General features: G+C 41.6%; 12 protein-coding genes and 1 pseudogene. 8 read left to right on the plus strand and 5 right to left on the minus strand.

What is annotated here, in order from left to right; translation table 11 throughout:
* Positions 1-256: transposase (locus O9334_RS06130; protein ID WP_287999672.1), on the plus strand; the 256-nt coding region annotated here is incomplete at its 5' end.
* Here the strand turns inward: O9334_RS06130 and O9334_RS06135 are convergent.
* From O9334_RS06135 to O9334_RS06150, 4 genes are all read right to left on the minus strand, one after another.
* Positions 190-396, minus strand: coding sequence for a hypothetical protein (locus tag O9334_RS06135; protein WP_287999678.1), 207 nt, complete (start codon positions 394-396; stop codon positions 190-192). The two genes, O9334_RS06130 and O9334_RS06135, sit on opposite strands and share 67 nt — an antisense overlap.
* 107 nt (positions 397-503) lie before the next feature.
* Positions 504-2,309, minus strand: coding sequence for an aspartate kinase (locus tag O9334_RS06140; protein ID WP_045359148.1), 1,806 nt, complete (start codon positions 2,307-2,309; stop codon positions 504-506).
* Positions 2,310-2,777: 468 nt separating this feature from the next.
* Positions 2,778-4,295 (minus strand): NAD(P)H-hydrate dehydratase, encoded by a 1,518-nt coding sequence (locus tag O9334_RS06145; protein WP_190380349.1) that lies wholly within the window; start codon positions 4,293-4,295, stop codon positions 2,778-2,780.
* Between the two features lie 19 nt (positions 4,296-4,314).
* Entirely contained in the window at positions 4,315-4,503 is a 189-nt protein-coding gene (locus O9334_RS06150; RefSeq protein WP_045359145.1) for a hypothetical protein, read from the minus strand.
* 253 nt (positions 4,504-4,756) lie between these two features.
* Here O9334_RS06150 and O9334_RS06155 point away from each other — a divergent pair, with 253 nt between their 5' ends.
* The 7 genes and pseudogenes from O9334_RS06155 to O9334_RS06185 all read left to right on the plus strand — a co-directional run bounded on the left by O9334_RS06155 (position 4,757) and on the right by O9334_RS06185 (position 12,284).
* Positions 4,757-5,308 carry an alpha/beta hydrolase gene (locus tag O9334_RS06155; protein ID WP_287999673.1) on the plus strand — a complete coding sequence of 184 codons (552 nt, stop codon included), beginning with the start codon at positions 4,757-4,759 and terminating at the stop codon, positions 5,306-5,308.
* Positions 5,305-6,657 (plus strand): 16S rRNA (cytosine(967)-C(5))-methyltransferase, encoded by a 1,353-nt coding sequence (locus O9334_RS06160; RefSeq protein ID WP_287999674.1) that lies wholly within the window; start codon positions 5,305-5,307, stop codon positions 6,655-6,657. The genes O9334_RS06155 and O9334_RS06160 overlap by 4 nt, the downstream gene beginning before the upstream one ends.
* Positions 6,647-7,057 (plus strand): tellurite resistance TerB family protein, encoded by a 411-nt coding sequence (locus O9334_RS06165; protein WP_045359140.1) that lies wholly within the window; start codon positions 6,647-6,649, stop codon positions 7,055-7,057. Before O9334_RS06160 ends, O9334_RS06165 begins: the two co-directional genes overlap by 11 nt.
* Before the next feature lie 242 nt (positions 7,058-7,299).
* Positions 7,300-7,563, plus strand: a pseudogene (locus O9334_RS06170) (zinc ribbon domain-containing protein); the annotation flags it as partial.
* Positions 7,564-8,244: 681 nt separating this feature from the next.
* Positions 8,245-8,640 carry a hypothetical protein gene (locus O9334_RS06175; RefSeq protein ID WP_045359133.1) on the plus strand — a complete coding sequence of 132 codons (396 nt, stop codon included), beginning with the start codon at positions 8,245-8,247 and terminating at the stop codon, positions 8,638-8,640.
* Positions 8,641-8,735: 95 nt separating this feature from the next.
* Positions 8,736-9,023, plus strand: a complete 288-nt coding sequence (locus tag O9334_RS06180) for a hypothetical protein (protein WP_193745618.1) — start codon at positions 8,736-8,738, stop codon at positions 9,021-9,023.
* 735 nt (positions 9,024-9,758) lie between these two features.
* Positions 9,759-12,284: an ATP-binding protein gene (locus O9334_RS06185; RefSeq protein WP_353738117.1), complete on the plus strand. Its 2,526-nt coding sequence runs from the start codon at positions 9,759-9,761 to the stop codon at positions 12,282-12,284.
* Here O9334_RS06185 and O9334_RS06190 read toward each other — a convergent pair.
* Positions 12,281-13,399, minus strand: a complete 1,119-nt coding sequence (locus O9334_RS06190) for a response regulator (protein WP_287999675.1) — start codon at positions 13,397-13,399, stop codon at positions 12,281-12,283. The two genes, O9334_RS06185 and O9334_RS06190, sit on opposite strands and share 4 nt — an antisense overlap.
* Positions 13,400-13,975 lie beyond the last annotated feature (576 nt).

Below are 13,975 nucleotides of genomic sequence, written 5' to 3' on the forward strand. Positions count from 1 at the left end.
CTCAGAGAATCCGACAGAGGGAATGCTATCCATCTCGGAATGGTTGGCAAAATCCTCCAGTGTTTTTACCAAGAGTTGTCAAACAATCCGAAACTGGTTTGGAGAAATCATTAGTTATTTCGAGCGAAGGACAACGAATGGATTAGTCGAGGGAATCAACAATAAACTTAAACTAATAAAACGAAGAGGCTATGGCTTGAGAAACTTTCGGAATTTTTGGGTTAGAAGTATGTTGTCTTGGCATCTTGTCTGTTGATTTAGCATAAAGAGTAACGAAGAGCCAAATTTTTCTGTTTGTTGCCAAACTTTCTCTCCCACTTTTTCACCGGTTTTCTCTAACGCTTTAGTGGCAATAATCGAACCAACTGCGATCGCTGCTCCTGTAAGAGGGTCCATAGATAAAATCGGGGTGATGAGGGTTAACTTATTTATCTGGTTTTTGGGGGTATAAGTTGCCAACAATTAAACAACTCTTACCCCCATCATAGAACTTGTAATTTCATTTAGGCGGGTACTTCAATTTTACCCTGTCCAGCCAATCCAAAAGCGGCGTGAACCACTTGTAGGGCCCTGACTCCATCTTCCTGATTCACCACACAACTGATTTTTATATCAGAAGTAGCAATCATCAAAATATTAATTTTCTCCTTTGCTAAAGCTTCAAAAAAGCGTGCTGCTACCCCCGGTTGTCCTTCCATTCCTGAACCAACAATGCTCACTTTGGCCACATCATTATTAACCACCACTTCCTGTAAACCCAAACTTTCCGATAGTTCTAAGAGGATTTTTTGGGCGGAATTAGCATCCGCTTGGGGCAAAGTAAAAGCGATATCCCGTCGGGGAATACCATCGACAATGCGACAGCGTTGGGATTGAATAATCATATCGACACTGACATTTTTTGCCGCTAAAACCGAGAAAATTCTCGCCGCCATCCCGGGGCGATCGGGGACGTTACGAATGGCCATTTGTGCCTGATTATTATCTAGGGCCACTCCCCGTACCGGGACTAAATTTTTAGGGATTTCGCAATGAGCAACTTTAGCAGAATACTCCACTTGAAAAGCATCACAAAGGACTTTAATTGCTTTTTCTCCGTCCGCTTCATCGATGACACAACTGACTTTTACTTCGGAAGTGGAGATCATTTCGATATTAATTGCCGCTGCGGCCAAAGTGCTAAATATTTGGGCAGCAATTCCCGGCCGGCCGATCATACCAGCGCCGGTAATGGCGATTTTAGCGGCCCCGGATTCGATGATCACTTCCGCTTCCTCTGTATTAGTGGGATGGGAACGTAAAACCGGCGCGATCGCTTCGGCCACGGATTGGGCTTTTTTTAAGGCATTTCCCATCACCGTAAAGGCGATATCGTTGCTGTCACCCTCGTGAATCGATTGAATAATTAAATCCACGTCCACCTGTTGATGGGCAATTTCCCCGAATAAACGGGCAGCGATACCGGGACGGTCGGGAACCCGTAAAAGGGAGATTTTCGCCTGATTACCCTCAAATTCCACCGCATCCACTGCTTTTGTCAATTCCAATCCTTGCAGGGTGCGCGGTTTCGGTGCCGGGGATGTCACCCAAGTACCCGGATCCTCTGTCCAACTGGAGCGGACAACCAAGGGAACCCCGAAGTTTTTGGCGATTTCCACCGCTCGCGGGTGGAGAACTTTCGCCCCTAAACTGGCTAATTCGAGCATCTCATCGCAGGTAATTTGGTCTAAAAGACGCGCTTCGGGGACTAAACGGGGGTCAGTGGTGAGAATACCGGGTACATCGGTGTAAATTTCGCAAAAATCGGCTTTTAATGCGGCTGCTAGGGCCACGGCCGAGGTATCGGACCCACCGCGCCCTAGGGTGGTAATCTCTAGTTGATCACTATCGCTAACACCTTGAAAACCGGCGACAACAACTACTTTACCTTCCGATAGATGACGGGAAAGGCGATCGGTTTTAATTTCTAAAATACGGGCCCGACTATGTTCGGATTCCGTGACAATTCCCACTTGAGCGCCGGTTAGGGAGATGGCCGGTTGTCCGATTTCCTCTAGGGCCATACTCATCAAGGCGATCGTCACCTGTTCCCCCGTCGATAATAACATATCCATCTCCCGGCGCGAGGGTTCGGCGGCGATTTGTTTGGCTAAATTGACCAATCCATCGGTGGTTTTCCCCATGGCAGAAACGACCACCACCACGGTATTTCCTGCTATTACCGTATTTTTGACCCGTTGAGCTACCGATTGAATGCGTTCCACGGAACCTACCGATGTACCACCGTATTTTTGGACAATTACAGCCATAGTTGTCAGCGCTAGAGACTTTCTATCTTTGTTCAATCTCCAACTTATCAAAATTCCTAACGATAAGTGGTTTTGGTTAACATTCCTTATGTTTTATCAAATGCCGACTATCTAAATTAATCCTTAAGACTGCACCGGAGAAGGGAGAGCCGGAGCTAGGTTGAGGCAGTCCGAGCATTTGTACTAAAATGTCAATAGGCAGTTTAAATACAGTACATTTATGCTATTAATAATATTTTGGCTCTCTTAGGTTTGGTGGGTATTATGAAAGATATTTTAATGTTAGATACAGTAATAATTATCAATTCTGATCCCCCCTTAATCCTAGGGCTGATTCATGGTAGGGTTGATTCATGAATCAACCCTACCCTTGATAAGGGGGGAAATCTGACAATTTTTAACACCTACCTACTTAATCCTTTATCGATTTTACTCGGTTTTTGGGGCGCGTGTGTTTCCCCCCAGATTTTAATTTAAACCTTTAAGGGCAGCAAATAAATAATTAGCTAAAGTTACTCCATCTACTCCTAATTCTGTCCTTTCTTTGGCTGCTAAAATGCCGGCTTGAGCGTGTAAATAAGCTGCTAATGCGGTTGCTTCTGGGGGATTATCCGGCATTTGGGTTAAGAATCCGCCGATTAATCCTGTTAGGACATCACCACTACCACCTCGCGCTAAAGCGGAGCTACTTTCGGGGATTATATAGATTTTACCTTCCGGGGAGGCGATTATAGTTCTGGCTCCTTTTAATAAGACAATTGCACCACTTTGTTGAGATGCTTCTTGAGTGATATTAATCCTATCTTGAGAACCTGAGAAGTTAGGAAATAAGCGTTTAAATTCTCCCCAATGAGGCGTTAAAATTGTCTTATTTTGGCGGGATGATAATTTTTCTATGCCCAGTTGAGCCAAAATATTTAAAGCATCGGCATCGAGTATAATCGGTTTATCACTATCTAAAACCTGTTCGATAATAGCGGGATTTTCTGTGGTTAATCCAGGACCACAGGCGAGGACATGATAATTATTTAATTCTAGGGGAAGTTCGGCAATAGCTCCCGTGGCAGTTTCGGGACAATCGATAATTAATGCTTCTGGTAAATGACTAATTAATAAAGATTTAAGGGCAGCAGGAACGGCAATCGAAAGCATTCCCACACCACTACCTCGCGCTCCTAATCCGGCAAGAATTGCCCCCCCTGCATAACGACGAGAACCACAGATAATTAATAAATGTCCCTGCTGATATTTATGGGTAAGTAGAGGACGGGGTAAGGGTAAATAAGGGCGAATTAGATCGGGATTAACCCTCAGAATTGGCGGTGAATCTTGTAAAATTGTTTCTAGGTCAAGGGGACTAATTCCTATATCAATTAACTCCACTTTACCCAGATAGGGTAAGGCCAAATCTTGGAAAAAAGCTCGCTTCCAGAGTCCCAAACAAAAGGTATGGGTGGCTTTAATTGCCGTGCCTAAAACCTCTCCGGTGTCGGTGTGAATTCCCGAAGCAATATCGATACTAATTACCGGTTTTTGCCAACTATTAATTTTATCGACTAATTCGGCAATCTCTCCCGATAAAGTCCTTTCTAAACCAAAACCGAAAAGACCATCGATAATTAACTGACAATCCTCCAAAGATTCTAAAGTTTCCTGAAAAATTAAGCCTAAATGCTTGACATAATTAGCCTGTTGTGCAGTTAAGTCCTTGAGTTTGGCGATCGGACAAAAAAGAGATACTTGATAACCGGCGAGATGTAATTCTCTAGCAATTACGAGAGCGTCGCCGCCATTGTGACCAGGCCCGACGATAACGCCGATTTTGGGGAAATTAGCCAAAGAATAGGACTTTTTAAGCTGTTGTGCCGTTAACAGGGCTGCCTTTTCCATCAAAGCGGCCACAGGCATACCAGAGGCAAAAATCGCCCCTTCAATGCGACGCATCTGCTCGCTATTAACCACGTTGGACCGATAATTGTAGCTCATTCGGGGGATAAATTGCCTGTTAACAGGTGTAGATAACTTTTTTGCCGAAAAATTGCCAATTAGCCCGCATTTTCACCGGATCAAGGCTGGGTTGGGTGATAATAGCCAGATCATTCTGTCTAGTTTCCGCTTGACGGTGAGCGGCGGATATATTAATTAATTTTAGTAGTTGCTGACAATAACTATACTCGACGACGACTAAGACCATTTTTCCAAAGTAATGGCAGCTCTGGTTAATTGTCCTCATCCTCAAACCTTCTCCGAGAGAGGAAGGGGGTAGTAATCGGAGTTTTCTTTTCACTGATTACTGGTTACTGAAAAGACTCCCCCACAGCCATCTCACCCTGGGGAAAACCGCTATAGAATAGAGAAAAAAAGAGAATTGCGAGGAAAAAACTCTGTCTTTTAACCCGATTGTCATTCCCCCTTCCCTGGAAAATCCCGCTCGCTATCTTGTGATCATGCTGCACGGTTGGGGTGCGGATGCCATGGATCTGGCCCCCCTTGCATCGATGCTGGATCTGGCTGATTGTCAATTTTTGTTTCCCAATGCTCCCTTCGATCATCCCCAAGTGCCGGGGGGACGCGCCTGGTATGCTTTAGAAACCTCCGATTATCAAGGTTTAGCCGCTAGTCGTCAACAATTGCAGGATTGGATTATTTCCCTAGAAGCAACTACCGGCATTACCCTAGAGCGGACTTTTTTGACCGGTTTTTCCCAAGGGGGAGCGATGACGCTGGATGTGGGTTTATCCTTACCCTTGGCGGGATTGGGTTCCCTGAGTGGTTATCTGCACGGTGAACCCCATCCCCAGGGTCCACAAAATGTCTTAATTGTTCATGGTAAGCAGGATCCCGTCGTTCCTATCGCTGCTGCTCGTCAAGCCAGGGATTTACTGCTTGGTTTGGGGGTTAACGTCGAATATCACGAGTTAAATATGGGCCACGAAATCCCCATTCCGGCACTGACTATATTACGCCAATTCCTCCGCAATCGTCTAGAAACTGCATGAATAATGCTCGTCAGCTGGCTTTGCTGATTTTACGCGATATCGATCGCTCCTCCGCCTATCCCGATCGCGCTCTTGATCGCCATTTGTCCGCTAGTTCCTTAAATTGTCTTGACAAAGCCTTGACAACGGAGATTGTTTATGGTATAATTCGCCGCCAAAGAACTTTGGATGCGCTGCTCGATCGCTTGGGGAAAAAAACCGCGGCCCAGCAACCCCCGGATTTACGGCGAATTCTCCATATTGGTCTTTATCAACTGCGTTATCTCTCCCAGATTCCCCCATCGGCAGCGGTGAATACGGCGGTAGAATTAACTAAAATCAGTCATTTAGGCAAATTAGCGGCGGTGGTTAACGGAATGCTGCGGCAATATCTCCGTTTAACTGCTAATGGCGACGATCCTTTAATTTTGCCGGAAAATACCGCTTCTAGATTGGGCATTCTCCACAGTTTCCCCGATTGGTTGGTGCAATTGTGGTTAGATCGCTTTAGTGTTACGGAAACGGAACAACTGTGTCAATGGTTTAATCGCTCTCCTGACCTCGATATTCGGATTAATCCCCTGAAAACTAGCCGAGAAGCCCTAGAAAATGAGTTAGAATCAGCCAATATAACTTTTAATCATCTTAAATTACCTCTAGCTTGCCGTTTAACCTCTGGTTTAGGCAATATTGAGCGTTTAGAGGGATTTCGAGCCGGAAATTACACCCTACAGGATATTAGCGCCCAATTAGTCACCTATCTACTCGATCCCCAGCCCGGAGAGACAATTATCGACGCTTGTGCGGCACCGGGGGGAAAAACCACTCATATCGCCGAATTAATGGGGGATCGGGGTAGAATATTAGCCTGCGATCAAACGGCATCCCGTTTACGACAGTTAGAAGCCAATATTAAAAGATTAGACTTAAAAGCGATCGAAATATATCTAGGGGATAGTCGCGATCGTCCCCAGTGGTGCGGCATCGCCGATCGTGTACTAATCGATGCTCCCTGTTCAGGATTGGGAACCCTGCACAAGCGTCCTGATATACGTTGGCGACAAACACCCGAAAATTTACCTGTACTAGCCAAACGACAGGGGGAACTTTTAGCCTCGGCTGCCACTTGGGTAAAACCGAAGGGAATCTTAGTTTATGCCACCTGTACTTTAAATCCGTTAGAAAATGAAAGAGTGATCGAGCAGTTTTTAGCCGCTCATCCCGATTGGAAAATGGCCACTCCTGACTCTAATTCATCTTTCTCAGAATACTATACAGAAACGGGAGCGATCGAAGTGTTACCCCATCGGCATAATCAAGACGGTTTTTTTATGGCTAAGTTAGTCAAGGAAGTGTGGGATGAAAAATAAACAATTACTGAAAATTCTCATCGGTGTTGCTTGGATTGATGGCGTGATTAAACCATCAGAAAGAAACTATTTACGACAGGTAGCTGTGAGGGAAAAACTTGATGATGATCCGGAGATTAAACCACTATTATCGGAACTAAAACCAGTTAAAACCAGTGAATGTTATCGATGGTTAGAGTCCTATTTAGGCGATAATCCTAGTCTGGAAATCTATCAAGATCTACTAGCATCGATTAGCACTTTAATCTATAGCGATGACGACGTGGATACACAGGAAGCGAAATTATTAACTAAAGTGCAGAGTTTCGATCCGACTCACGATAGCCATCGATCGATGTTAGATAAATTAGTGACGGGAATTCAAAAATTGTACCACAAAGCAATTACCGAAAGTAATTAGGGTTTGCGGCAAAAAGTTTGTTGGTGGGGTTAGGAGTCAGGAGTCTCCGAGTCTCCGAGTCAGGAGTTTCAGGCTTTGTTGCCCTCTTTTTTTTGTACCAGTTTATGTACCACAAGAAGGATAATGCCAGGTTTTTGAAGGTCCCAATCCTATTTTCGCAGCATGAACATCGGATTTTAACAGGTCAAAAGCCTTATTTTCAAAAGGTTTTACCATTATTCAGCAAGCCCTATCTCAATGGAGCGAGGGGAAAATATTATCTTAAAGTCGATAAAAACGGAACTTCGCAAGAGTGTCCTAATTGTGGCGCGATTACCGGCAAAAAAGCGTTATCGGAAAGAGTTCACCGGTGTGATTCTTGCGGTCACATCGAACCAAGAGATACGGCATCAGCGAAGGTAATCGAGAACCGAGGAAAAAACGCGGTCGGACTGACCGTGTTAGAAAACGCTCGCGGAGGCGATTTGACGGGGATCGACCAGGTTAAACCAGGTCGATCTAGTTAGAGCTTGCTGAATAAATCTAAAAACCTTGTTGGATAAGACTTTTAGACTTTTTTGACCTCAAAAAGTGCCGACCCTTGCACTGATCGGGGGTAAAATTCCGGTACTTTTTGCCTGAAAATTAGGTAACTGACTACCTCAAAATCGGTAAAACCCTACACCCCACCCCCCCAACCCCCCCGATGTCGGGGGGGCAGGGGGGGGGTTGGGGGGGCCACACCCTGCCCCCACGAAAAACTTTTTGCCGCAAACCCTAGTTAAAAGCCTAAGAACCGAGAATCCCCCGCTACACCGCGCGAGCGGTTAGCGGGGGAGTGTCAATGAGAATAAACGACAATCTCATCAGGGTTTCAGGCGACTCAATTCTTAATAAAATCTATAATTCTAGATGCTTTTCCAGTTTTACCGGCTCAATAAGTAGAGTTTAATTTATCGCGTTTCCTGTTGGCAAGAGGTACATTATTGATGGTGAAAAGCTTAATCAGCCAAGGTTTAAATGTGTCACACCGGCGTGAGAAGCACTATATTATACATATTTATTTATGGATGCCATAGTGCGAGTTAATTAATTGGTATTTTATCCATGACTACAATGCACAGCAAAGCAAAGGATTAAGCCTCCATCACTACTAGCGAATCACCACCAATTTTTCGGCAAACTTTGAATTTAAAGGAGTTATTGAAATGTCTATTAATCTCGCTTCCAGTCTTTCGGCTATCACCACTGACTCTACCACAGGGGTTACTCATATCGTTTGGGCTGATAATGGCAATATTTGGCACACAGTCTATGACAATAATTCGGAAACTTGGAAAAATGCCGAAGCTATTGCTTTTACGGGTACTGAACCTGTCACCAGTCTTAATCTCGTCGCTAGTGGTCAGCTGATTGATAGTAGCAATCCGGGGTTAGCAGTGGTATGGCAACAGGGAAATCTGAATGATAGCGATTTTTTCTATACCGCCGCCCAATACGACGAGAATGCTGATTTACAATGGTTAGATACTCCTCAAACTCTCACCTCTGATCAAGTGGGTGATTTAGAACCTACCGTTACAGTTAAGCTAAGACGCATTTAAAGCGCTTATTCTTAAGATTAGCCGAATCTCCCCCAATCCCTTTACTGTTGCCTCTTGCAAGAGTGCCTCTTGCCTCGTCTCAACAAGCAATTTAAATGCGCGGGCAGCTTACTGATAGCGGCGAAGTAATCGTTATCGGTTCAAAGGTTAACTTTGATAACATGGCGAATCTCAGTATCAAAGAAGATACCGACTTTTACACTCAAACCTTTAGCGTTAGCAGTAGTCAATTCTCTACAAGTACCAGTAATGTAATACCTACTGCCCCCTATTCCCCTCAATTAACGAATAATGGTGTCGTTAATCTGGGGGTTTTAAGCAATGCTCAAAGCACAACTCCATCGGTACAATCAGCCACAGAAGCCAATAGTTTAAGTAAGTAGTCGTGCAAAATTAATTTCCTAGTGAAGATGGGCAAGAGGCAAGAGGCAAGAGGCAAGAGCGGGGTTAGATATGTGTAATTAATTTTGCCTAGGTACTTATTAGTAGCGACGAAACAGGAGAAGAACAGGCACAACAACCTTTCGGCTCATGGAATGCTCAACTCTTCTTTGCTAGTAGTTTATTAGAAGATTGGGAATTGATGCACAGTGTCCCTAAAAGTGGCTTTCTTCGATCGATCATCACTCCCTACGAGACACTCCAGGATTTGATAGTTCTTAGAAGCAGTTACAGAGTTTAATTGAGTGGCTGGCAAAAATGAGGAAAGTAGAATGATTATTAGTCTTATGTTCCAGATTCCGCACTTCATGATCAATAAATACCACATCCGCATCTAAAAGAAGCTATCATACCTTGTATCTGACGGTTCGCTCATTTTCCACATATAGTGTTTTTGGATTAAGCTATCCACTGCCTGTAGTGGCATAAGTTGAACTAATACCACTACAGGTAGGTTTGATCAGTCATTGAAACACTACCTATAGTGATTCCCGAACCGAGAGTTGTATTTCGCGAGTTTCTCGATGACGGTAATGAAATTTGATCTATCTCGCTGGCTTTCCCTGAAAATCCTTCTGACGGTTCCTTTTGTTGTGCAGTTGATGATTGTGATCGGCGGTATAAGTTGGCTGGCTTACTACAGCACTTGGCAAGCGATTAATCTGTTAACACTTTCCTTGCTAGAAGATATTGGCGATCGCTTGCAAGGGGAAATTGACAATTTTTTAGAAAAACCGATTGCTCTCACTCAAGAACATCAAGATTTAATTGATTTAGGAATCTTAAATCTCAACGACTTAGAACCTTGGGGCTCTTATTTATACAAACAGTATCTAAACCATCGCCATGATTTTCTTACCGCTTTTATGGTGAGTAATCAAGCCAATGAATTTCGTGCAGCCGGTCACACTTATAACAAACAAGGTCAAATCCTTCAAGGGTTAGGGGAAGTAGGAAGAAAAACGCAATATAATTACTATGGCTATTCTTCTCTAGAAAATTATCAAAAGAAACGCAATCCCAAAATCCTCGCTAATCGCTATAAAGTGACTAACAGACCCTGGTACACCCAGGTGATAAAAACGGGCAAAATGCAATGGACTCCTTTATTTGCCCATAGAGTTTTTCAAAAACATTTAGTAATAAACTTCTCTCGTCCCCTCTACAATGGGAAGCGTTCTCAATTATTAGGGGTAACATCTATTCAGGTAGATTTGTCCTATCTAAATAAATTTTTGCAATCCCTGAAAATTGGGCGCACGGGTAGCATCTTTATTATTGATAAAAATGGTTATTTAATTGCTACTTCTAATGGTCAAAGTCAGTTAGAAGTTGTTAATGGCAAGGCAGTTCCTTTGTTGGCAACTAAAAGTCCTAATCTTATCACCAAAAAGATATCACAAACATTACTCAATCTACCGGTAAAAAAATTTGAAAAACAGTATTTTTCTTCATTAGTTATCAACTCTCAAAAGTATTTTGTCTTAGCACTCCCACTCCAGCAACAAAATGGACTGCAATGGTTAGCAATTATTGTAATTCCACAGGCTGATATTTTAGGGAAAATTTGGCAAAATCAACGTGTTACTTTTCTGCTATCTGGCTTAGCTTTATTGATGGCTATTATTATTGGTTTAATTTCTGCTTATTACATTACTCAACCGATTACCCGCTTAAGTCAAGCAACCTTAGCCTTGTCCGAAGGAGATTGGCAAAAAAAACTTAAAGCAAGTTCGATTACTGAACTGCAAAACTTAGTTCAAGCCTTTAAAAAAATGGCGTATCAACTAAAGGAATATGTAAAACAACTTCAGTCTCAAGAACAAAAATTAAGACAGTTTTTGGAAGCAATACCGATTGGTATTACAGTTTATAATTTGGAAAAACAGCAAATTTTTATCAACAAAGAAGGCAATATTTTATTGGCTGCGAGCCTAGAATTTTTTGAGAAAAATATGCAGAAAATTTTAATAGGAGAATCATTTACTCTAGATGATATAACTATTAAAGTCAATCACCAAAGTATTGTAGTTAAGATATTGGGAAAGCCGATTTTTGACGAAGCCAATAAGATTATCTTTGCTCTGATTATTATTGAAGATATTACCGACAGAAAACAAGCGGAAATACTTCTGAAAGATTATAACAAAATCTTAACACAAGAAGTGGAGAAACAGACTCAAGAACTGGCTGATGCTAAAGAAAAAGCAGAAATCGCCAATCAGGCTAAAAGCATTTTGCTAACCAATATGAGTCATGAGCTAAAAACACCCCTTCATGCAGTTTTAGGGTTTACTGACATAGTTGTCAATGATCCGGCGTTGCCAAAACACTTAACTCAATCCCTCAATATTGTGCGAAAAAATAGCAGAAATTTATTTTTATTAATTACCAACATTTTAGACTTAGCTAAAATTGAAGCCGGAAAATTATCAATACAGCCTCAATCTCTTAACTTTTTAGACTTTATTCGAGATATTGAAGCAATTTTTCAGCTTAGTAGCGAGATAAAAAACTTAGATTTTGAGGTTAGTTTTCTCACCGCTTGTCCTCGCCTAATTCGAGTTGATGCAACTAAGTTACGACAAATCTTGTTTAATTTGCTCAGTAATGCCTTTAAGTTTACATCTGTGGGAAGCATTTCTTTAACAGTCTCCTTGCAAAAATTAGATCAAGAAAATGCTCAACTTAATTTTTGGATAGAAGATACAGGAGTCGGGATTAGCCAGTCGGAACAAGAACTGCTATTTAACGCTTTTTATCGAGGTCAAAATCCTGATCCTTTAATTGAAGGAACGGGTTTGGGGTTGATGCTAACTCAAGAGTATATTAAACTTTTAGGCGGTAGTATTAGCTTAGAAAGCGAAGTGCGTCAAGGAACTCGGATTTATTTTTGTTTACCAGTCCAAATTTTACAAGCAGAAATTCAGACTGAGCAAACTAATTTGGTAGCAAAAGACAAGGTAAAAATCAGTAAATTTAGGTCATTAACTCCGAAAATTATTGAAGGTATATCACCTCAATGGTGTCGCGCTTTCTATGAGGCTCTAACTGCACTAGATGAATTAACAATGCTGGGATTACTTGCAGAAATTGAGCCTGATTATCCCCAATTAACTCAAGAGTTAGGCAAATTAGTTAAGGCGGTTGAAATTGACCGATTGATAGATATTTTTTCACTTTTGCCTACTGAAGATAATTAAAAATGATGAACTATAGGATGTAAGGTTATACTAACACCATCGCCTAATTTAGTTCCCTGAACTTCAATAATTTGGCTGGCGAGATTGATAATCTCGGAGAAGGGTTGGCCAGCTGTTACTAGGTTAATTAATTTTGGCAGCCAATCCAGTTGTTTTTTTTGCAAAAATGAGACACAACTTGAACCACTTTTAATCAGATCAGAGTCAGCGGGAAAAAGTTTGATAAAAATTGGATTAACGAGAATAAACTCAAAATCAATAACTTCTCCAGTTTCTGGACTACGAATAGCGGATAAAGCGGCAATTCCATAGGGAGCATAATTGAGAAGACTAGCTAAAATTGATCGAGATTGGGTCAAGGATTCGATAGTTTTTTGATGAGATTCAATTTCTGTCTTCAAGGCTCGGCGTTGAGATTGAAGTTCAATTTGATAGGAGACTCTCGCTAAAACTTCAACTGGCTCAAAAGGTTTGGTAATATAATCACTAGCCCCGAAACTAAAGGCTTTTACTTTGTCAGTTAAATCACTAATAGCACTGAGAAAGATAATAGGAATTTCCTTATATTGTGGATTTTCTTTTAGTGTTTTACAAACTCCATAGCCATCTAGATCAGGCATTAAAATATCTAAAATAATTAAGTTTGGATTAATTTTATCAATTAGCTCTAGGGCTGTCCGGCCATTCTTAATGGTACGAACTATGTAATTATTTTGAGAGAGAATTTGCTTGAGAAGCAACAGGTTTTCCAGTTGATCGTCGATTAATAAAATAACAGATAAATTTGCCTCTAAACAGTTTGGCGTATAACTTTCTAATTCAGCAATGAAATCTTCCTTGTTGTTCATCGTTTTCTCGATAAATACGCCAAAATTTTTCTTGGTTATTTTAGTTTTAAACAATGTTGATAAGTGACGGAAAAGCTGAGAGGCAATATTGCGGGTGGTGCCTGGACTAAGATAAATTTGATGAGCAATTTTTTCATAACTATGCTGATCAATGATTCCTTTAATAATCATTTCTTCTTGAAGACTTAAGGTACGATATTCACTTAAATAGAGCTTTTTTTGGAGAAATTCGATGATGATTTCAGAGGTGAGGGGATTGAACTGCATTGGGATTTTAGATTTTGGATTAAGCTGTAGAACATTTATAGGGGTCGTTGAGGCGAGGGAACAGGGGATGGTTTTTGCTTGTTTTTCTAAATTGTAACAATATCCAATTTAAAGGCAAAGTAGCTTAACGCTATAGCGTTGGGAGCATCTCACCTTTGTAACTCCTAAATTAAGTTTTATGTCAAGCTATTTTGAAAGCCTTACCAGAAGCAAGTTTTAGCGATAAGTATAACTACTCACTTGCATAAGTGAGATGCTCCCATAGCGTTTCTCAAAATAACCGCTTCCAGAGTTGGGAACACCCAGCAATATCTGATTTTTACTCTCAATCCGGTTAGTACTAGAGGCATTTGTAGTCCTAACACCTTGAAGAAGTTTAATGTCATGACAAAAATGATAATTAAGGTCATGACAAAAATGACAATTTTACAGAGATCCTTCAAGGCAAGTCAACTTACACTGAAGATTAATGACGAAAGTGGGCAACAAAAAGTGACTTCACCCTCTAAGTCCCTATGGTCAACCCCAAGGCTCTATCTACTCAGAAATCTCGGAGCAAAATCGCTGCAAGTTTGT

This window comes from Microcystis sp. LE19-8.1F, assembly GCF_027531715.1.
In the GTDB taxonomy this organism is placed as follows: Bacteria; Cyanobacteriota; Cyanobacteriia; order Cyanobacteriales; family Microcystaceae; genus Microcystis; species Microcystis wesenbergii_A.